The sequence below is a fragment of the Sulfurisphaera ohwakuensis genome, from assembly GCF_009729055.1.
Classification (GTDB): domain Archaea; phylum Thermoproteota; class Thermoprotei_A; order Sulfolobales; family Sulfolobaceae; genus Sulfurisphaera; species Sulfurisphaera ohwakuensis.
On sequence record NZ_CP045484.1, the window covers coordinates 2,536,328 to 2,558,120 of the forward strand.

Annotated in this window: 23 protein-coding genes; 9 read left to right on the top strand and 14 right to left on the bottom strand. The window is 32.5% G+C overall.

The window, feature by feature from the left end; genetic code table 11:
- Window positions 1–106 precede the first annotated feature (106 nt).
- Complete coding sequence (locus D1869_RS13900) at window positions 107–520, bottom strand: HEPN domain-containing protein (protein WP_156015653.1); 414 nt, start codon at window positions 518–520, stop codon at window positions 107–109.
- A 4-nt stretch (window positions 521–524) separates the two neighbouring features.
- Window positions 525–1,016, bottom strand: a complete 492-nt coding sequence (locus D1869_RS13905) for a nucleotidyltransferase domain-containing protein (RefSeq protein ID WP_156015654.1) — start codon at window positions 1,014–1,016, stop codon at window positions 525–527.
- 965 nt (window positions 1,017–1,981) lie between these two features.
- On the opposite strand from D1869_RS13905, the gene D1869_RS13910 reads away from it, so the two are divergent.
- Genes D1869_RS13910 through D1869_RS13920 form a run of 3 tightly spaced genes read left to right on the top strand, consistent with a single transcriptional unit; the run spans window position 1,982 to window position 4,564 of the window.
- Entirely contained in the window at window positions 1,982–4,084 is a 2,103-nt protein-coding gene (locus D1869_RS13910; RefSeq protein WP_156015997.1) for an AAA family ATPase, read from the top strand.
- The gene (locus tag D1869_RS13915) at window positions 4,077–4,367 is read left to right on the top strand and encodes a hypothetical protein (protein ID WP_156015655.1); all 291 of its coding nucleotides are present in this window, start codon (window positions 4,077–4,079) and stop codon (window positions 4,365–4,367) included. The genes D1869_RS13910 and D1869_RS13915 overlap by 8 nt, the downstream gene beginning before the upstream one ends.
- The gene (locus tag D1869_RS13920) at window positions 4,364–4,564 is read left to right on the top strand and encodes a hypothetical protein (protein WP_156015656.1); all 201 of its coding nucleotides are present in this window, start codon (window positions 4,364–4,366) and stop codon (window positions 4,562–4,564) included. The genes D1869_RS13915 and D1869_RS13920 overlap by 4 nt, the downstream gene beginning before the upstream one ends.
- Here the strand turns inward: D1869_RS13920 and D1869_RS13925 are convergent.
- From D1869_RS13925 to D1869_RS13965, 10 genes are all read right to left on the bottom strand, one after another.
- Window positions 4,554–5,501 carry a hypothetical protein gene (locus tag D1869_RS13925; RefSeq protein WP_156015657.1) on the bottom strand — a complete coding sequence of 316 codons (948 nt, stop codon included), beginning with the start codon at window positions 5,499–5,501 and terminating at the stop codon, window positions 4,554–4,556. The genes D1869_RS13920 and D1869_RS13925 overlap by 11 nt on opposite strands.
- Before the next feature lie 5 nt (window positions 5,502–5,506).
- Window positions 5,507–7,357, bottom strand: a complete 1,851-nt coding sequence (locus tag D1869_RS13930; protein WP_156015658.1) for a hypothetical protein — start codon at window positions 7,355–7,357, stop codon at window positions 5,507–5,509.
- Window positions 7,358–7,366: 9 nt separating this feature from the next.
- Entirely contained in the window at window positions 7,367–7,489 is a 123-nt protein-coding gene (locus D1869_RS15730) for a hypothetical protein (RefSeq protein WP_269203971.1), read from the bottom strand.
- A gap of 113 nt (window positions 7,490–7,602) precedes the next feature.
- Window positions 7,603–8,214, bottom strand: coding sequence for a DUF1404 family protein (locus D1869_RS13935; protein WP_156015659.1), 612 nt, complete (start codon window positions 8,212–8,214; stop codon window positions 7,603–7,605).
- Window positions 8,205–8,402, bottom strand: coding sequence for a SepZ protein (locus D1869_RS13940; RefSeq protein WP_156015660.1), 198 nt, complete (start codon window positions 8,400–8,402; stop codon window positions 8,205–8,207). The genes D1869_RS13935 and D1869_RS13940 overlap by 10 nt, the downstream gene beginning before the upstream one ends.
- A 61-nt stretch (window positions 8,403–8,463) precedes the next feature.
- A complete protein-coding gene (locus D1869_RS13945) occupies window positions 8,464–9,429 on the bottom strand; it encodes a hypothetical protein (protein WP_156015661.1) in 966 nt (321 codons plus the stop codon).
- Window positions 9,426–11,126 (bottom strand): DOMON domain-containing protein, encoded by a 1,701-nt coding sequence (locus D1869_RS13950; protein ID WP_231113641.1) that lies wholly within the window; start codon window positions 11,124–11,126, stop codon window positions 9,426–9,428. The genes D1869_RS13945 and D1869_RS13950 overlap by 4 nt, the downstream gene beginning before the upstream one ends.
- Window positions 11,127–11,384, bottom strand: coding sequence for a hypothetical protein (locus D1869_RS13955; protein WP_156015662.1), 258 nt, complete (start codon window positions 11,382–11,384; stop codon window positions 11,127–11,129).
- Window positions 11,384–11,986: a cupredoxin domain-containing protein gene (locus tag D1869_RS13960; RefSeq protein WP_156015663.1), complete on the bottom strand. Its 603-nt coding sequence runs from the start codon at window positions 11,984–11,986 to the stop codon at window positions 11,384–11,386. The genes D1869_RS13955 and D1869_RS13960 overlap by 1 nt, the downstream gene beginning before the upstream one ends.
- 153 nt (window positions 11,987–12,139) lie before the next feature.
- The gene (locus tag D1869_RS13965; RefSeq protein WP_156015664.1) at window positions 12,140–13,915 is read right to left on the bottom strand and encodes a cbb3-type cytochrome c oxidase subunit I; all 1,776 of its coding nucleotides are present in this window, start codon (window positions 13,913–13,915) and stop codon (window positions 12,140–12,142) included.
- Between the two features lie 287 nt (window positions 13,916–14,202).
- Here D1869_RS13965 and D1869_RS13970 point away from each other — a divergent pair, with 287 nt between their 5' ends.
- The 5 genes from D1869_RS13970 (at window position 14,203) to D1869_RS13990 (ending at window position 18,602) form a co-directional block, all read left to right on the top strand.
- The gene (locus D1869_RS13970; RefSeq protein WP_156015665.1) at window positions 14,203–14,511 is read left to right on the top strand and encodes a hypothetical protein; all 309 of its coding nucleotides are present in this window, start codon (window positions 14,203–14,205) and stop codon (window positions 14,509–14,511) included.
- Between the two features lie 144 nt (window positions 14,512–14,655).
- A complete protein-coding gene (locus D1869_RS13975; RefSeq protein WP_231113642.1) occupies window positions 14,656–14,862 on the top strand; it encodes a hypothetical protein in 207 nt (68 codons plus the stop codon).
- Between the two features lie 14 nt (window positions 14,863–14,876).
- On the top strand, window positions 14,877–15,341 hold the full coding sequence (locus D1869_RS13980; RefSeq protein WP_156015667.1) for a hypothetical protein: 465 nt from the start codon (window positions 14,877–14,879) through the stop codon (window positions 15,339–15,341).
- 435 nt (window positions 15,342–15,776) lie between these two features.
- Complete coding sequence (locus D1869_RS13985; RefSeq protein ID WP_156015668.1) at window positions 15,777–17,594, top strand: hypothetical protein; 1,818 nt, start codon at window positions 15,777–15,779, stop codon at window positions 17,592–17,594.
- A 9-nt stretch (window positions 17,595–17,603) separates the two neighbouring features.
- Complete coding sequence (locus tag D1869_RS13990; protein WP_156015669.1) at window positions 17,604–18,602, top strand: CBS domain-containing protein; 999 nt, start codon at window positions 17,604–17,606, stop codon at window positions 18,600–18,602.
- 4 nt (window positions 18,603–18,606) lie between these two features.
- Here D1869_RS13990 and D1869_RS13995 read toward each other — a convergent pair whose 3' ends face one another.
- Both D1869_RS13995 and D1869_RS14000 read right to left on the bottom strand, forming a co-directional pair.
- Window positions 18,607–18,897, bottom strand: a complete 291-nt coding sequence (locus D1869_RS13995) for an antibiotic biosynthesis monooxygenase family protein (protein ID WP_156015670.1) — start codon at window positions 18,895–18,897, stop codon at window positions 18,607–18,609.
- Window positions 18,898–19,330: 433 nt separating this feature from the next.
- The gene (locus D1869_RS14000) at window positions 19,331–20,101 is read right to left on the bottom strand and encodes a hypothetical protein (RefSeq protein ID WP_156015671.1); all 771 of its coding nucleotides are present in this window, start codon (window positions 20,099–20,101) and stop codon (window positions 19,331–19,333) included.
- A 244-nt stretch (window positions 20,102–20,345) separates the two neighbouring features.
- Here D1869_RS14000 and D1869_RS14005 point away from each other — a divergent pair, with 244 nt between their 5' ends.
- Window positions 20,346–21,788, top strand: a complete 1,443-nt coding sequence (locus tag D1869_RS14005; RefSeq protein WP_156015672.1) for an MFS transporter — start codon at window positions 20,346–20,348, stop codon at window positions 21,786–21,788.
- The last annotated feature ends 5 nt before the right edge of the window (window positions 21,789–21,793 follow it).

Here is a 21,793-nt window from a genome sequence, read left to right on the forward strand (position 1 = left end):
TAAAGTATTTTTGGACTGTAAAGAGCAAGCTCTTTTCCATAATTTATAATTGAGTAATTATAGATTAGAAATATGATTACTCTTTAAACCACAACTAAGTATGGAGCTATTTGATGAGTTTTTTAACATATTCATAAACACTATCGCACATATTAATAGCACTCTCCGCCTCAAATTTTGAATATAATTCCTCTGGAGTAGCACCTGTTTCCTCATCCCCGTACATAGCAGGCTCTCTTTCATTTCTTAAAACTTTAGAATAATATGCAAACTCATCTATTTTTTCTTGAAACCATTGAGGAAATCTGCTTTTCTCTTTCCTAAGTATATATCCGACATCATGAAGCTTAGGAGGTTCTACACCAACATATCTTAATGACGCTTTAAGAAGTAATTCTACAGCTTCTTGACATTGTCTAACCGTATAGGGATAATTGCCTTCATTTAATGCCTCTTTTGCATGTTTTATCCTCTCTTCAGCTTGTCTGACATAAGATCTAGCAAGATTATCATTATTCAAGAAATCACCCGAAATCAATTATTTCTCCAGGCTTGTAATCCTTCTTCCTCCAATACCATACCTTTTTAGATAACCAAACCCTTTCGAAACCTAACTTCTGTAATTTTTCCCTAGTTTCATCTAGTACCCTTCTAAAGAAGTTATCCTTATCATAAAGGATTACCGCATCTTCGGTCATATCCATGTAAAGAGGAGAAAATTTTACTGCTTCTTCTGGGGTTTTAATAATAGGAGAAAAAGTCACGTAGTATCCTTCATCCATAAGTCTTTCGATTTCACTCTCCATTTTACTCTCAACTTTTACAAAGAGCATTATCCTTTCAGTTAACGTTCTAGGTAGATCCTTTATAACTAGAAGTAAATCTATATCACTGTCTTTCCTATTATCTCCCCTAGCCACACTCCCGTAAACTACTACAGAAATTAACTTATCTCCGAATTCTTGTAAGAGTAGATTAGTTAGCTTCTCTAGCAAGCTCTTATAAGGCTCATTCACACATGAATATTGATTAACTAAAGTAAAAACTTTTACTGAACTAGAGAAGTTATCTTGAATAATCTTTCATGAAGATAACTCAATTTATGAGGTTAAATTCTGAAATAGTAAAACATACAAAAGATGAGTATATAGTAATTACTTACTTTTTGTATAATTCTTATAACAATGCACACCCGCTAAACAGAGGACATCACAATAGAGAACGTGGTAATAACATTCTCCGGTATTAAAAGGGTTATGAAACTCTATATTATATAGACTTTGATAGTATAATCGAGTGAAAATGTTTTTGTATTTTTATGGTAATATAATCATAGTTATATTTTCATGGAAATATTGTGAAGAGAATACAAAGACTTAGGAAGCTCTAACTCATAACTTTAGTTTATGGTAGGAGGAAAATAGAAAAGAGTTTTTATCGAATACTTGAAAAATTGATATACTAAATTCCGTAATTATTTCCTTTAATGTATATCTCTAGGTATAATCTATATTATAAGTTTGAGTTATAATTTGTATATCTGAAAATTATTAGATTATTTTAACGTTGGAAAATCAGAGCTTACGTAATTAGTAAGCACAAAATCCTTTAATTTAAATACTTAAATTAAACCTTAAATCCTATAAAATCGATAACTAAAACCATGAATTATAGGTTCGAATTTATAATAATGCGTTATTTTAGCAAAAGTTTGCATAACATAGATAGGTTTTGAGGAGACATCACTCTTAGATTTAACAAATAAACCACAAAAGCTAGGAATTTATTCTCAGCTTATAAATATGAATAAAAATTAAATTATTCTTTACCATTATTCGTACTGCGAATTATGTGAAATAGGAGTTCGATTTTAGAAAATGATTTTATCGTATCATTTATTTCTGTTGATCTAGTAACACTTCATTATAAACGTATTATATAATTATTTAAATTGTTAGATGATATAGTATTTAAAGATACTATGGTTTCGCAACAGTTTTTCTTTGTAAGAGTATACGAAGGAAGAGTTAAGCAAGATGTTGCTTTAGTCAGTAGTAACATTATGCAGTCTTATGGATTATTACCCGGTGATGTAATACTCCTTTTGGGAAATAGACAAATTCCTTTTTATGTACAAGAAAGTTCCGATAATAAAATAGATGGTATCGTTATTGGTGAAAATAAACTTAAACTCTTAGGGATAAGGAGTGGTGAAAGAGTACCAGTTAGGAAAGTTTCAGTTTCCTCTATAAAAGAAATAACTTTGGCACCCTCAGAACAAAAGAATTACGATCTAAGAAAATTAAACTTAGAATTAAGAGGAAGATTAGTTACCAGAGGTATAACTTTAGAATCAAAAGAAGGAACTTTTGCAGTAATTTCTTATTCCCCACAAGTGGAAGTTGGTTATATTTCGAGTGAGACTCGAATAAATATAGCTCCAGAATCAATCAGAATAGCTCAGAAAAATATTCCTTATGTTACCCTTGATGATGTTGGAGGTTTATCAAAACAAATAAGGGAATTACTAGAAATAGTAGAATTAGCTTTAACAAAAGTAGAGGTAGCTAGAATATTGGGTTTAAGACCGCCTAAAGGAGTCCTCCTTTATGGTCCTCCAGGTACTGGAAAGACTTTGATTGCAAAAGCTATTGCAAATACTATTATGGCTAACTTCTTTTATATAAGTGGGCCAGAAATAGGCTCTAAATATTATGGTGAGAGTGAAAAAAGGCTAAGAGATATATTTGAACAAGCCGAGAAAAATGCTCCATCAATAATTTTCATAGATGAAATTGATGCCATTGCACCGAATAGAGACACTACAGCTTCTGAAACTGATAGAAGAATTGTAGCACAGTTATTAACATTAATGGATGGTTTGACTAGTGGCAGTGGAGTAGTGGTTATTGGTGCAACAAATAGACCAAATGCTCTAGATCCAGCATTAAGAAGACCGGGTAGATTTGACAGAGAAATAGAAATTCCCGTTCCAGATAAGCAAGGAAGATTAGAAATATTAAAAATACATACTAGGCGAGTTCCTTTATCAAGAGAAGTAGACTTAGAAAAAATTGCTGAGAGAACCCATGGCTTTGTCGGTGCTGATTTAGAAGCTTTAGTGAGAGAAGCAGTACTAAGTGCTTATCATAGATGTAATGGTAATTTAGAGTGTATGCAAGTTACGATGAGTGATTTTGATGAGGCATTAAAGAATGTTGAACCTTCTGCTTTAAGAGAATTCAGAATTGAAATACCTAATACGACATGGGAAGACATAGTAGGTTTAGAAGATATTAAACTAGAGCTAAAGGAAGTAGTAGAATGGCCATTAAAGGATCCAGGGTTATACGAGGAAATGAAAGCAGAAATACCTTCTGGAATACTTCTTTACGGACCACCTGGTACTGGAAAAACTATGCTAGCTAGGGCTGTTGCACATGAAAGTGGTGCTAACTTTATTGCAATAAATGGGCCAGAATTAATGAGCATGTGGGTAGGGGAGACTGAAAGAGCTATTAGAGAAGTATTTAAGAAGGCTAGGCAATCCTCACCAACTATTATATTCTTTGATGAGATAGACGCAATAGCAGTTGCAAGGGGAGCTGATCCAAATAAAGTAACTGATAGGATTGTTAGCCAATTATTAACTGAAATGGATGGGATAAGTAAAAGAAGGGAAAAAGTAGTTGTCATAGCTGCAACTAATAGGCCGGATATTATAGATCCTGCTCTATTAAGACCGGGAAGATTAGAAAAGTTAATTTATGTTCCTCCACCCGATTACCAAACTAGGATTGCCTTATTTTCAAGGCTTATAAATAATAGACCTCACGAAGAAATTGATATCGAAAGATTAGCAAAATTAACTGAAAATTATACTCCAGCTGAGATTAAAGGAATAGTAAATAAGGCCGTATTATTAGCAATTAGGAGAGCAAAACTAAAGAACGAAAAACCTGAGCTCACAATGAGTGATTTTGAAGAAGCGTTGAAAACTGTAAAACCTATTGTTACTCAGACTATGTTAGATTATTATATCTCATTCTATCAAAGAGTAAGGAGAGCAAGCGGATATGCTTGAGCATTTCGTTATATTTGGATTAATGGTTTACTCTTTAGTATTTTCTGGCGTATTCACACTTATTTTACTTGGAATTAGTGAGAACGAGATAATTGAATCTTTGCATATAGACTTAAATGTAATATCAAGAGAAGAATTAAGAGTACTAACACTGATGATTATGTATTTTATTGTGAATGGAATTTTAGAAGCAATATTAGTAGCACCTCCAGTAATTATTTTAAGCTTTGAAACTATACCATATATTATAGCATTAATTAGTGGAAATTGGGTGAGAAAGTGAAAATAGAACCATATAGGGCATTAGTACATATGGGAACTATAGGAATTGCATTTGCAGCTGCAATATATTTTCTTCAATATGTAAGACAACCTATGATGTATTATACTTTATTTGGATTAACAATTATAGGCTTTCTGGTATTAATTTACTATCTTATCTTTAAACCTATAGTTGATTCTGATTATTTTAACTTCTAATTTTTTTAATCAGAATTACAATGCCAATAACTACAATTATAAAGATAATAATGTAAAGCGAGACTGGAATCTGATTACCGGTAGCCTTTTGAGAATATAAAGAAATTTCATATGCATTATTGTTTGTGGTATCTATGAATATTCCGTAAGGTTTTCCATCTTCAAATATTATTGAGGTAGGAATATAGGCTCCTTGAAGGGTACTTAGATATTTAACCTGGTATTCATTATCAATTCTTATAAGTTCTATCTCAGATTTATTTTGAAATATGCTTGATACTAAAACGTATAAGGAACCATTGTAATAATCTTCTTGTATATAATTGTCCCCTCCGCTAAATGCTTGAAGGGGAATAATTTCCTTTCCGATTACTATCTTACTATCATTAATTTCGATTAATGAGCCATTGGGCGAGAAATTTATACCTTCTAACATTCCTAAGTAAATTGAGGTATTAGAGGCTAAATTATATTCATAAGCTTCAATACCATTACCTCCAATGTAACCAGAAATAAGATAAGGATAATAAAAAGCGAATGGTTCACCAAAATAACTTTGATTAATGACAATTTTATCATTATATATGTTATAAACTTGTAAATATCCATTATTAATAATAGCTACAAAACCCAATGAGAATAAGGGGACTCCCTCTATAAAGCCTTCGTTAACAAGTTTCTCTTCATGAAAACTAATACCGTTATAAGATATGAACACATCCAAACTATTTCCGTTATCATCAATTACGAAAAGTGAGTTATTATATTCATAGAGATAACCTATTCCTTGAAATGATAATATAGGAGAAGAATTACGATACAATAAAGATGTAAAAGATTGATTAGTTACTATAAAATAAACAGAGTTGTTATAGTTTATTCCCTGAACATAATATATGTTGTGGAAAAGGATTAGAAAAAGAAAAATATGTAACACTAATTTCACCTTGTAATTCTCAATTCTTTGGGTACAGATAGTCTCCTTCTAGCTTTCATTCCAGTATATATTAACAAAGCTAGGAGAATAGCTTCTGATGAGAATGAAAGAATTAACTGACCTTGTAAACTATTCACAAAGTTAGATACATAGGTAGAGGCTAAAGCTGATGCTAATATACTTACTGAATATGCTGAAAAAGAAGATAGAGTACAAGCTGGGCAAACAGCTACAGAACCAATTATAGTTCCTAAAAGACCCTTTTTGCCTACTCTATTTTCGAAAGTGTAAGACGCAATAGCACCGGCAAGCATTGAAGATGCTATTAACTGTAAAATTTGTAAAGGATAAATTACAGCACCAATAATGTGAGGAACGTAAATTGTAATTACTGGTGCAAACATAGGTATACCGAATAGGCCTAATAATATTGGCGGGTAGGGATATCCATAAACTCCAACGTGGATTACCCCAGCAAGAAAAACATAAGCTATTGCAAAAGGTATACTCCATTTAAACCAATTCTTCGGTCTAGGAAGATGAAAGAATGTATTAATTAGCTTTGCTATTCCATAACCTAACGTTATACTTCCAATCGTTATTAGTAAAGTTGATACTCCAGTCATAACTGATAAAAATATCAAATCGTAACCGTTATAATCAACATAGTAAGGAACATGAGTCAGAAAATATGTCACTTGTACTGCAATCATAAATCCACCTATTACTATCCAAGTTATACCGCTCTCTCTACTTCTTGGTAAACTTATCCTTATCTCAACTTGTTTAGTAGCCATAGTATCTCTAAGGTATTGTAGATAATAAATACCAGCATACCAAGCTAATGGGGTTCCAATTATCCATGTAGTAATCCAGAGTAAAAGCGATTGAGATGGAAATAAATTAAAAAATGGTATAGGATAACCTAAAATTAATGATATAGGCCCGGGCATAATCAAAGACCAAGCAATTACATGAAGTATTCCTAATCTGGCCCATGGTTTTAAAGTAGTATAACCTATTGCCCCTACAACCCCACTTATGAAGGGTAAGATATAAAGAAGTTCACTCGTATATATATCTGGGTAAAGAGAGAAAATAAGTATATTTAATATCACTGATAACAGAAATCCGTATTTCCATTTCTTCTGTAATGCTAATCCAAAAGCTCCTCCCGATGCTTCACTTAAAATAAATTTAGCTAAGGAGAATGAAGGATTTGAAGGTAATATAACAGAGATTACCATGAATATTATTACTGGAATAAAACCTTTTACACCATTACTAATACCTTTGAGTAATCTTTTCCCGTTTAATTCATTATATAGCACAAATGTAGAGATAAGTAACAAGGACAAGGCTAAAATAACTAAGGTTTCAAAAAGAGTTGTCATAAAAGTAATGGATACAAGAAACGGTATATTGGCTGCTACACTACCAATTAAACCAGTAAATAACTCACAACTGCATGAAAGAGCTGTAGCTATAAGTCCTAATGATGAAAGAATTTGAGATGTTGCTTTCAATCTCATTGTCATATATAATGTAAGGTAAAGAGTTACGTTAAGTGCAACTAATAAAGATAGAAATAACGATATTCCTATAGAAAGAGGCGTCATAGCCCAAGTAAAATAAGGAGTTGTTATCGAAATAAAGGGTCCCCAGAGTGGAAATGGCATTTGCGATGGTGGTACTGGTGTAGAAGTACTAACTACAAAGTATACTCCAGGTGGGAAAGAGATCTGAGTAATAATGATAAGCCTAGTTAGAAGTTGATATGCAAAAAAATAAAGAATAAAAATCGAAGAAAAAATTATTTTATATCTTCTTAATCCAAGAACCTCAAGTATATCCATACAACCCACTCAACTGTATGGACTCTCCTGTTTAGCAACCTCTATTGGATCTACTTGTTTATCCTTCTCAGCAAATACAATTAATGAAATATACCATATCGGGTAAATTAGCCCCATTAGTATATAGCTCACAATCCATAGCATCGCTTCGCTTTCATAGAGTGCCATTAAGATCACTCATAAAAACATTATTCTCCTAAATATATAAACTTTCCTAAAATTTATTGAGAAAAAAACAAATTAACTTAAAATAAGCCCAAATCTTTAAGTACTTTTACCATGTAGTAAGTCGATGGTACAGCTGCCATTACAAATAACATGTATGAAGTTTGAACAAGCTGATAGGTAGGATATACTGGATAATAGTTAACAGAATAGTAACCAGCCATTTCCAAGAATATTTCAGCAACAGCAGCCATCATACTAAACATAGAGAAAAGCGTAAAGCTTCTCATTGCTTTTCCTAAAGCCTCCCAGCCAATACCACCAAAAATGCCCGCTATAATAAATGACAATATCTGGAGAGTCCTATACTCTGTTGAAATCACGCTTAGGTCAAAAAAGTTAGGAAGATACCACAGAGTAAGTAACGCACCACCTATTCCCCAACTATATAGTACTCCTTTTGTTTTGTAGTTTAAAGACAATATGCTTTTACTTATTTCATCGCCTTTAGCATACATTAATTTTGCTAAATATATTCCTATTAATCCAGCTCCCCATACTAATAACATGTCAAAAGAAAATCTAGCTATTTCTAGTTGATTAGCTATTATTAAGGATAGTGGATTTATTGAGACAATAATTAAAATTAAGCCAAAAATAAGATACCTTTTTTCTTCTGGGGTCAATTCCATAACCCCATTAATAGTCCTCCAACTACTGTAACCACGCCAGAGGCTACAACAGCTGCTACTAATGCATCATCTGCATAGAGGCTATATGGTAATGAAAAAACCATTATTATTGTTAGAACCCATCCTGCTATTCCTAATCCAGCTAATACAGCTCCTAAGACTCTCCTTGATAAATTAACACCAGCCATAATTAAAAATATAAAAAAGATGTTTATAAAGTTTACCTAATATGAAGAAACAAAGAAAAAATCAAACTTTAATTTTTTCCTTGATTAAACCACCTATTAAAGTTGCAATTAACGGAATTAACATATACGTTGTAGTGGTTACTGTATCAAAAATTAACGCACCTCCAAATAAGGCTAAAGCTGTTAATGATACTTGCTGATTTTTCTTATATAAACCTATAGCCGAAAATAAGGCTAAAACAGCTATAAGGAAGAATAATGGTGGCATCCAATTTCTTACTCCTAGCATGCCTAGTACGTATGGAAAAGTAAAACCTATAGCCATAGCAACTCCCGGAATTAAATTAAACCATGCTATAATGAATACTGGAAGACCGACTACAATTCCAGGAATAATATATTTCCAACTAATCCTATTCCACATAGTATATCCTATGAATACAACGCCAGAAATTAATACTAAATAAGCTAATGATTCACCAGAAATAATATTAATAATATTAAAAGTTGAGGACTTACTCAATTCTGTTAGCCAGCTCCCTATTAACACTAAATAGGCATCAATATCTGGAACTAGTAAGAGAAACATGATTATTTTATCATAAACCCTATTTGCCTGCATAATAACTAATATTGAAGCTACCAATATCATAACAGTATAAGCTAATGAAGAAATTATCGGTAAGTTAAAGCCAGTATAATTCACACCTAAAGCAATATGAATTAAATCAAAAAGTATTGTCAAATAAAGTATTGACCATAAAAAACCTTTAGTAAGTTTATTAAGATTACTAAAATAAGCTGAAAGGAAAAGAATTACAAATTGTAATATAAATATCATTCCGAACGAAAACGCACCTATATAGAACATAATGAGAAAAGGCAACGATGTTGATAAGTTAATGCCAGCGTAACCTAATGGTAAAACTCCCATTAAAAATTCTCTATTAAATAAAAGTTCAAAGAATGAAAAAATAATATAACTTAAAAGAAAATATTTTAAATTCTTTTTTATTACATTACTCATATTGAAAGCCTCCTTATTGAGTCTATAACTGCATAAATTCCATTAAAGATTGGTAAACTAACTAGCAGAATAAGTAGTAGCATAGATTTAATAAACTTTGGTAAACTCATGGAAATTCTATTTAGTTCACTCATCATGGAATTTCTATTTATTATAGCCACAGCTACAATAGGAGATAGGATTGAGTTAGTTATAATAAACAATGGTAAAACTGATTGTTGAGGATCAGATGGCTGTATATAAATCCTCCACCAGAACGATATTGACTTAAAGTCAACAGACTCACCAGCACCACCTTGGAATACTGCGAAAGCTACCCAATAAGTATGCCCAGGCTGTAACTGCACTTGATAATGAGATTCTCCTTGACCGTTAGATACACCTACAGTACTAAATGTCCTCGCAAATTCTACAATCATCCATGGACCAGTTGGCGTATTATAGAACTGAAATCCAGTAGCAACAACAGATGGGTCCCAGAGTAATGACTTATTTGCTAATCCATTCCAAACTTCCCATGGGTTTATATGAGGATTATCAATTGGTGGGAATGATGATTGATAATTTCCACCAATATAATATATTGATGATCCATTTACGTATATATCAGCTATTAGGCCTTGATTAGGTAAGTAACCAAGATTTAATGGGTCTTTATATGATGGCCAATGTATATATGGTGGTGGAGAGGTTCTACTAAAGAATGTAGGACCAGGATAACCAGAATCTTGGGTGTTATTGCCTCTTGGATTATCATTAAAGAACCATATTTCTGCTTGACCTGCTGATAATGCACCTGAAGTGCCAGGCATCATGTGAGGTGTATAAGCTATTTGTGTCCAATCACTTGGAACACCACCTAATAACCACATAATAGCAAATCTCTCTGGGTACATATAGGTACTGTTATAGAATAGTGAAACATAACCTGCAGTATCCTCTGGATAAAATAAATTATAAGCATCTTGGAACCATGTAGTACCATTTAGTCCCAGCTTTAAGAATTGTTCAAATGACGTAACATTTATACTACCATTAACAATCAAGTCTATAGAAGTTATGTTAATCGGCTGTCCATTGTTTAAAGGTACCCCTTGAGGATTAACCGCACCTACTATTTGCCCGTACAACTTTCCGCTAACATTGTATACGTATATTGTTATTGGGTTAGTAAGTGCCTGATTAGGTGGATATCCTATTTGTTCTGAAGTAGGTAGTGTATAAACTGATGCTACACCTTGATCTGAGGCTTTATATGATACATTAACAACCCACCATCCTTTAGGTTCTGGAATTGGGAAAGGTGCCCATATTTGACCCTGAGGAGTCCTTTCTGGACATGCTAACCATGATTCTTGTCCTACAACTGGTGCCTTCATATCAATTATTATATATGGTACACCATCAACATATGTCCAGGCTGCTCTCACATAAACAGTTTGAGTATGGCCAGAAATTCCATCGGGAACTGGCACAGTAGGAACTAAGGGAACTGCGGTCCATGGAATTGACTGCCAGAATGGCTCTTGACCAGGAGTTCCTAAATTAATTGTGGCATTAGGTACATAATACGCCGTAATAGTATCACTAGCTACTTCCGCAGAATTCAACATATAATCTACACCATATGCTACTCCAACTATAACTAAAAAAACTATTAGACCTAGAACGATTAGTGACACGTATCCATTAGCCATTTATCCTTTCACCCCTTTTCTATTTAACTCAAAATGCGAAATTATGGAACCAATTCCGAATAGAAATATCGCTAAACCCACAAAATTCCAAAAATAATTTAGAGTCGTTGCCGGAGAACCAAGTGTCATTCCGTTGACGGTAAAAACTTCGTGTTGATAAGTAACTGTTGTTGTTCCTACTCCCATTAATATAACACCTATTATAGCCAATATTATCCCTATATAGAGGAAGTTTTTAGTAGGAGCTTTTCCTGCCATTAATAACCACCTACCCCAACACCACTTACACTATATGGAGCCCAAACTCCTTGTGGTGCTACTCCTCCAGTTAACTCTAAAGCATAAGTATAGTTTGCTGTAGCTACTATTGTTCCTACTAACCAGGAATGACCTAATCCTACCGCCGCAGTACCACAATATTCGGCACAAGCTACATGATATAAACCGGGCTGTGGAAATACTAACACGATATATGAATAGTAGCCTGGAACTGCTTCAGCACCAAAATTGAATAAAGTGAAATTACTTGTAGCACTCTGCACGAAGAACTCGTGGAATACATCAATGCTATGTATAACAAAAACTACTGGTTCATCTACTGGAACAACTGTTAGATTAGTGTATATCTTATCGTGAGGATAGAAATCCCAGTGCCATTGTTGACCAGTAACATATATTATGACATAAGGTCCTTTATATGATCCCAGAGCGTTTGCAAAAGAAGCATGAACTACTCCTACACCAGCATTGTTATTTGGATTATATCCTATATAGTCATATGAGTCGTATTGTACTTCTAACGAAATTACAGCTACAGTTACCAGAACTAAGAATAGGGCTATAACGGTAGCTCGTTTCATATATATCCCTTCTAAATAAAAATAAGCATAATGGTTTTTAAAGTTTTCTTTTACAACATTGCTTAATACAATACACAATTAGAATTAGAAATCAGTTTAAATGTTAATATACACAAAAAGTATTTTTTATAAAAATTTTAATAAAAAAAGAATTTACTTATTAATTTTTAAGTCTGTGTCTGCTTTACTTTCTGTTACCTTTGTAAATCCTTCTCCCTTAGCTTGAGTACCGCTAGCTTGTACGCCACTACTTGAAGAAGAAGCCCTTTCTGTTGCTCTAACAAATTCTTCAACTCTAATCATACCATCAGCTGGTAAAGCAACTGGTAACTCTTCTTCTTTGTATCCTTCTCTTCTTAATCCATATCTTTCCATGGCTATTGATAACACAGCCCACATTGGTATATCAGTTTCTTTAATTTTCTCTCCGTATAATAGTGTTAACACTAAGTTAAACGTGAATACTATTAAGGAGAAGCCTGCAACCCATCCTCCAATCATTAATAACTGGTAATAAGGTTCATAAAATGCGGCCCAGGCTACTTCTCTTCTTATTAATCCATAGAAACCGCCAATAGCAGAAGCTGTAACGAATAATCCCATACCTGCTTGCCATCCCCAGAAATGTAACCATGATAATTTTTCACTATACCATTTTCTACCAAACATATATGGCCCGGCTGCATAAACGGCACCAAAAACTCCTCCTACAGAGTACAATGCTAACATAATATGGAAGTGCGAGAAAATCCAAGCAGTATTGTGGATTGTAGGATCGACAGCTTGAACTGGGTTAGTGGGCTCTGCTTGTATACCACCAATTATGTTCCATACTGCAGCAGCATATAAGAAGGCTAACCCAGTATCCCATTTTAGTTTTCTCGGATCACCTAATGTTATAAAGAATAATAACCAAAAGGCAGCGAATGGTATTGCAATTAATGCTGTTGTAGTTTGAGCGAAAATATCTCTTAATACCAATGGCCATGGATCGTCTCCTAAATGATGTACATAAACGCTAGATCCTAAAACAAATAGAACTGGAATTAGCCATCTCGTAAATCTATAGCTGTATATGGGTCTTCTGGCATATAATGGTAATAACGCTATTGTCGCACCGCTTAAAGTATATGGAACGAAGTAAACTAATGGATGGTCTGCAAACCAGAATAATCCCTTCCATACTTCTGCATTAGGAACACCGAAGAAGTTTATACCTAACCCTCCTATAGGAGAAAATAACGACCACATATCAGCAATAAACACAGATACATTAGCTAAGGCCATCATTATCATATCCATTACTATAAAACCTATAGCTGTAGGTACTAGTTTACCTTTAATTCTACCGACAAACGATGTTCCTATAACAGAAGCAATCTCCATCCATTCTGCCACTATCATTAAACCATAACCAATATACCATGTGGGAGAAGCTTTTAATGGATTTAAGAATGTGAACATATATTGATTTTGCACTCCTCCGAAATTCATCATTAATAAGGCAAAATTATTTAACCAGAAACCAGCATTAGCAATTTTAGGCCATTTTATGAGTCTAGTCCCATTTAATGTTGGTATCATGTAGAAAGCTAATGCGAATACAAATGTGAAAGCCATTCCAAATATCATGTCCATTACGTGGTTGGTCATAGCTTGGAAATAATAGGATGGTGAGACTACCATTGGAATTCCAGTTGATGCTAACCCGGCTTGTGACCTTAAGAATAATGCGAAAGCTCCGCCTATGAAGAACCAGACTGTTGCGGCTATTGCTAGTTTTAGTGATAAGAATTTATAATCTTCTGTATACCACACTTTCAGAAATACGTTCCTTTTTGCCTCTCTTTCTTGTACTCTTCTGTATTCCATTGCCCATTCAGCAAGCCTTTCCATATCTTGCCTTTTTAGTTCCTCCACTGACGCCATAACTCCTCCTACTAGATATTCTATTAATACATGCTATTTATAAGTATCTTTTTCTAAGATTTTTATTTTCACAAAATTTAATAAAAGTAGGGCAACCCTTAATTTTTTATTATTTTTGATTTATGGAATTTTTTATACATAAAAGATTTTTTAAAAAGTAAATACCTATAAATTGTCTGAATTCGGAATTCACTTACTCCTATCTTTTTAAGAAATAATTTCTCTCAAATAATTGAAAATAAAGAAAAGCTTATAAATCAGGGTTTAGTAGTTACAATGAAATTGAAATGAATGAGAATAAAATATCTAAATTGGAGGAAATTATAGCTAATTATTCTGATAAATTAATGAATTTATTTCCATCTTTCGCTAGACAATCATTCTATGGCAAAAAGGAAATCCTTTTGGTTGTACTTAAAGCTCTAATTGATAATCAATCAATAGAGAAAGCTGTAAGAGAACTTAGAAATCAAAAAATTGATGTGCCATCAGCTAGTACAGTAAGAAGGAGATTAAAACAAATAGATGTCGAAAAGTTAAGAGAATTTGTAAGCACCTTACCAGAATTAAAACACTGTGACAGTAACGTACACTAAGATTTTTACACGTTTTTATTCTTATGCAATATGACGCTTCTACACTTTTTATAAATTTTATAATTATTAAATATTGCTAAGAAATATAGTAAAGTTTATATGTGCAATTGATAAAATATAATTCGATCTGATATGAATGTAAAAATGTGGGGGCTAATATTAGCTGGTGGTGTAATAACAGCGATATCGATAGGATTAGAGGTTATGTATTCCTTCAGCCTACTTAAGCCAAATCCAGCAGCGTTTTATTACGTACCAGGCGGAATAGATTACGCTGGAGAATTTCTTGCTTTAATAGGCTTAGTTTTAATCTTAGCAGGAAGTTTATTTACGCGTGAACGTGGTAAGTAAAAATTGGTGGTTAAATGATAATCAATAAAAAGGTAATAATTTTTCTTGTCATTATTAGCATAGTCGCAGTGCTTTTCTCATTCTTTATTTTTGATCGAAGTTTTGCTTTTAGTATTATCTCTTCTCAATCAAATAATTATAATTATACTTACGGCACTTTCACAGTTTATATATACAATCCAGCTAATGGGACAGTTAAAAAGGAGAATATTACTGGAATTATGCTTTATATAGATAATGTGGACGTCCAAAACTTACAAATAACCTCAATATCCAACTCAACTTTCTCTGAAGTTCCAGTATATTATGTCCAAGTTCCTGTACCTCTGCCTAATGGGAGTGTTGTTAAGGGTTTTCAAAGAAGTTACGAGATATACATAGGTTACGAAGAGGTTCTAATATCTACTTCTGGTTTATCTTCTGGAAGTTATGTAATAGCATTAAGTGATGGAACTACAATATCGGTAACAATAAGATAAAATCCTTTTTATCTCTCGTCTTATAGTTAAATATATTAATCAAGTTTCTTACTTTATTCTTTAATTAGAACTTATTTATTTCGACGTTATTAATTCTTAGAAAGTTATAAAGCGGTCATAATCAACAAACCTATATTTATAAAATTCATTTTATAAAATTACGACTTGGCGTAAAACAATTCATATCTTTACGACATGGCGTAAAACTAAAATTGAAAGGGAAAAACATTTCTAAAATTTCAATGCAGTGCTCATACTTTTTATACTTTATAATTGTTAGAAAAATTTTCTCATAATTCTTTTTATGATTATAATTATAGTTTAACGTGTAATTATATTTAAATGCAATTTTTACCAAAAAATTTTTAAAGGAGTATTTATGATAAATACTTTGACTATAAATGTGTATACTTGTGTGCAAAAATGGGTGAAAATATGGAAGCAGTCAGCTTTAAGCATAAGGAAATAAAAATTACAGATTTTAATTCGAAATTAAATCTAGGTTTTTTATTAGCCTCAATAGTTTCAGGAATTCTACTTTGGTTAGGTACACTGATAAAGAATATCTTTTTAGTAGAATTTAATTTATTATTTTTCACGACTTTTATCACAGTATTACTAACTAATTTAATTATTGATAAAATCCATAAAAAACCAAATAATGAATGGATTTATGTGGAATCACCAAGAAAGAGAGTCATACAAACAAGATGCGAACACAAACAGTCTATGTTTTCCTCCACTTTAATCTCTAAATTATTTAAAAAGAATTGGGCACACTTCCTAATAATTTTGCCATCATTCCTTATATTTTATGTAGTTATGATAGCTGGACTTCTAGGTAATCAAAAACTTAACGAGGTAGGATTAAGTTTAATTAATTTTGCTCCAGACATTAGCTGGTTCTTTTGGTTTCCACTACTTTGGCTACTGACATGGATTGCAAATGGCAGAGTATGGTGCCAAACTTGCCCATTTAGTGGTCAAGCAGAGTGGGTGCAAAGAAGACATCCTTGGAAATATATAAAGAATAAGTTAGGTTTAAAGTTAAGGTGGCCTATAAAATATTCAACAATATTATATTCTGCAATAGGCTTTTCTGTTTTAACATGGGTTGAAGAATTTTATGGAATTGGTGGACCTGGGGTTCCGCTATTGACTTCAGTAGTTTTAATTTATATTGCAATATTAGAATTAGCTATAGCTCTTCTCTTTCAAGACAGAACATTCTGTAGAACTATTTGTCCATTAAGCGCACCTTTGGCGATAAATACAATGATATCTCCATTAGGAACTTTTACCGCAAAAGATCCTAATGTTTGTAAGAAATGTACTACCAAGGATTGTATGAAGGGAAATGATAAGACTCATGGATGCCCATGGTTTGCATCACCAGTAAGCGTTTCTTCCTCGCCATTCTGTGGATTAGCTAGTGATTGTTATAAAGCTTGTCCACACGGAAATATAGATTGGCCCATAAAGAGGTTTCCATGGTTAGATGGATTATTTACTACTAGGAAAAGATACGATATAGCAGTGTCCGTATTAATACTTTTAGGAGTCGTATTCTTTCAATTCTTTAATGCATTACCATTATACTCTATGATAGATTCTTGGCTAAATACTGTTACAGGATGGATAAATATTGCTCAATCTCTCGGACCCGGACTAAGTAAATATGGTTGGAGTACTTCTGGTTATCCAAACCCCCTTGATTACGCGTTTCTAAATTCAGTACCATTCCTAGTAGTTATCCCAATTGCTAAGCTTACTAAGAAATATAGGTTAGCTTTCACATCGATATCTTACTCACTAATACCATTATTTGCAGCAACTATTCTGACGAGGAATTTGCCAAAATTACTTGGAGGAGCGTTATTGATTCTTAACGAAATTACAAATCCAGTTGGGGTTGGAATGCATAATTCTCAGATATATTCAACATTCTGGGGACATATACTTCAAATATTAGGAAGTAATCCTACTGAAGCAACTGCTGAATGGTGGGTAATGTTAGTCATGGAAGCTGTAAACGTATTTGGCATTTACTTATCTTTAAGGGCTTCTAAGACATTATCAGAAGTTGACGAAATTCCAAGGAAATACTATTACGTTCCAATATTAGTGTTAGGAATTTCGTTCATTTTAATAACATATTGGATGTGTAGTCCAGCTTCACCATCTCTGCCGTTCTACAATAAGTACTTAGGAAATCTAATTTATAACCCATTACAAGCACAACCACCATTCTGAGGTGAGATTGTGGAACCTATAGTTATAATTGATGCTGATAGATGTGTTGGTTGTTTTATGTGTGAAAAAGCATGCGCATTAGCAAAATGTATAGAGGTGGATGAAGTTGATAGAATAGCTAAAGTAGTAAGACCCTGGGACTGTACGGGCTGTGGCGCATGTGAAAGGGTTTGCCCATATTCATGCATAATAGTAATATCCGATCCTACGGAAGTCAGTAAAAGAGCAAAGATAACGGTAAGTAGGGTAACAAGGTATATGAATAAACCAGTAATTATGTGTAACGGAAACGAGAGAATATACGAAGTAGCTAAGATAATGAGTAATTTTAGTATAGCTTCTTTACCATTCTACAGAGAAGAAAAACTTAACATTATCACAGAGAGTGACGTAGTGAAACTTTATCTAAATAGAAAGGATGATATATCTAATTTTGAAAATCCTGCTATAACTGTAACGGAGAAAGAGACAGTATTTGATGCCATAAAGATAATGTTAGAGAAAGATATAGGGCATCTTCCAGTAATATCTGTCAAGGGAGAGATTATTGGAATGTTATCTATAAGGGACTGTTTAAGGGGTATTAGTGTAACGGATATAATAAATACTAAATTATTGCCATTTAAGGGTACAGAATCTATAAGAGATGTAGTAAAAGATTTTAAACACATAGTAGTTGATGAAAATACTATTCTCATAGATGCGTTACAAATAATGAATAGAGAAAAAGTTAAAGCACTTATTGTACAAGGAGAAAAAATAGGTATCTTCACTATTAGAGATGCTATCAAAATGATAGGTAATAAGAGCAAGGAAGACGAGAAGATAAAGCCTAGGGAAGTACCTATACTTTCTATTAATGATAAAATAAATAAAGCAGTAGGTATAATGCTACAGCACAATCTTAGGCATATAATAATATCTGATGAAAATAGTAATTATTACTTGATGCAAGTTAAAGAATTAATAAAAGATATGATCTGGGTAGAGAAATCTATTACAGACTAATTTTTTATGTGTTTACTTGTTGGAATATTTTGTGTGTTGGTCTACCCTCAATAATACTCCTACCATACTCAACAGTCTCCCTATAAGCAGTACTGTTGATAAAATTCTTATAAGACTCCAAATCCTCCCACTCACTATAAATCAAATACTCAGAAGGATCATCAACACTCCTATAAAGCCTAGCACCCCTAAAACCCTTAAAATTAGACAAAAAAGAAGCAACTTCACCAAACTTCCTCTCAAACTCATTCTCAAAACCCCTCTTAACCCTATAATAAAAACCAACACTAATCAACCAAAAACACCCATAAACCATTATATCAATATGTTATAAAAGATTAACCACCACACATTACTAGTTTTTCTTGGTTTCAAGACTTTAAAATATCTGAAGTTAGCAGATACATAAAAATTTAATAAGTTTACAGCTTAATGTAAACATTGCAATTTTTAGGAATAATTTTTAAAATTTCTAATAAATAAAATCATGGTTATGCTGTAGGTGGAATACAGCTCACTATAATTTTATGAAATTCATTTTATAAAATTACGACTTGGCGTAAAACAATTCATATCTTTACGACATGGCGTAAAACTAAAATTGAATATACTCTTTCAATTCTTAATAACTAAACTATACCTTATAATCAATTCTAAAGATATTATCTACTATTTAGATAATCTTTTGCATAATTAAAAAGGTAAATAAAGAAAATAGTTATTGTAATTTATGATATTGTTTTAGCTCCTAAAGTTATTGTTTTAGAATAATAGAAAATCATGGAAATTATTATCATCGCATCATAAGGATATGGAGAAATAAAAACTAGTAGTGTAGTTAATGCTAATAAGCCATAAATTATCTTCCAAGTTTTATCAGAGTTTAAAATTCCTATTATAGAGAAAATAACGGAAAATCCTATACTCGTGTAAACCCATTCGTAAAAACTGAATATAGTTGGAGGAAAAGTAGCTACGCCTATTAGCGCGAATAGATTTTTGAATATGTCACCCCTAATAAAATGATAAAGATAAAGACCTAACATTTCAACCATCATTGGATAGAAAAACCATAAACTATTCACAGAATAATAAACTGAAGATAAAACTGTAGTAAAAAGTCCTCTTCCGTATTGTGCTAATGTAAAAGTAGTACCCATAAGGATCTCATTTATAACGACTAATATGCCTAATGCTACTGAATGAAGTTTTAAGTTGTTAATTACTCTATTTGAGATATCTTCCGCGATCATAAAATAATATGCTAGAACGATAATCATGTAAATCATGTTAATTCCAAATGCTATTTCCAATGATTCTTGAGATGGAGAAAGCAGATAAAGTACAGCACCAACTAACATGAGCATCATCATACCTAAAATGAAGTATACGAAGAATACTCTGGTATAACTTCTTCCATTTATAGCAAAAATTAGTGTAGCAATTATTGCCATTACCATTATACTCGCAAGAACAGACAATATAATCAAGGATACCATATTTTAAATGACGAAAATAGATATAATAAGCTTTGTTACAATGTGTTTAATAAATATCTAAAAAATTATTATAATGAATACATAGTTTTTAGATATTAACGATAAAAGGATAAATATATGCGAGAATATTGCGGTTAATATTTATGTTACTGTTTAATTTTCTACTTATATTTATAGATAATATTAATATTATTTCTCTTCATGAAGGGTAAAGGTTTAGTAGTTTAATGTAGATATATCTTTAATGGAGAGGACTTTTTTAAAATATGTCCCAATTCTTGCATTTATAACTATAATGACAATGTATGTGGAAATGGTGATTTTGCCTTCTTTACCAGAGATAGAGAACCAGTTTTCAATAACATCATCAGAAGCCTCATGGATATTATCTTCAGAGACATTAGCAGGAATGGCGCTTGCTCCTTTTCTCGGAAAATTAGCTGATAATTACGGAAGGAAGAAAGTCTTAGTCTTTATTCTTATTGCGTACACGCTTAGTGTATTTCTAACTGCGATCTCACCCAATTATCCTATCCTTATTCTTTCAAGAAGCATACAAGGAATAGGTTTAAGCATAAACCCAATAGCTTATACCATATTACGAGAAAGAATACCAGACAGAGAATTACCAATAGCTCAAGGAATTATTGCATCAACTTTTGCAGTAGGTGCTGCAATAGCGATCCCAATTGGGAGTTATATCTCACAGTATTTCTCATGGGAATTTGCATATGAAACAGCAATTCCCTTATTAATTTTATCAATCATTATAACTTATGCAATATTACCTTCTTCTGAAAGTAAAATTGTGAGTAAAGAACTAGATACTTTAGGAATACTTCTTCTCTCCCTATCCTTCTTAGTCTTAGGTGTTGGACTAACTGAAGCACCTACATGGGGCTGGCTATCTTCACAATTTTTTACATCACTTGCAATTTCTTTCCTTCTTTTTTACATCTTCTCGTTACATATAAGCAAAACTGATAATCCCGTGATAAATCCTCAGGATTTCAAGAATCCTAACATTGCAGTTCCGCTCATCTCATCATTTATAACAGGTTTCGGTTTATTCCTCACGTTTCAATCCCTAGTATTCATTTTTGAACTTCCTAGTCCAGTTGGTTATGGAATGGATATTCTACAGACAGGGGAAACTATGGCACCTATTGCATTAATAATGCTAGTTGCCGGACCATTTTTTGGAAGTTTAGTACCAAAAGTTGGTTATAAAAAAGTAATATTACTGTCCTCTTCTGTCTCGTCTCTCCTTCTTCTTCTCCTTTCGTATATTATTTCTATTAAAGTTTCAATAATAGAACTCATGGGTTTCTTGGCTTTAATTTTGTTTTTTATTTCTGGAATGAATGTGACTAGAGTAACTTTACTTATAGCTTCTTCAGATAGAGAAAGAATGAGTACCTTAACTGGTACTAATACTGCAATGAGATTAATGGGAAATACTTTAGGACCAATAGTAGTTGGATCGTTAGAAGATACTTTTAAAACACCACTGTTTGAAGGTTATATAAATAACATACCGATGTTTGCTTTTATTCCTTCAAGACTAGCTTTTGAATACTCATTTTTAGTATCTATGGGGACAACTGTTTTAGTTTCTATATTAGCTACGAGAATAAAAGAAGAGATTCGTAATAGAAGAATCAGTGTATCTATCAGAACCTCTTAACAGTT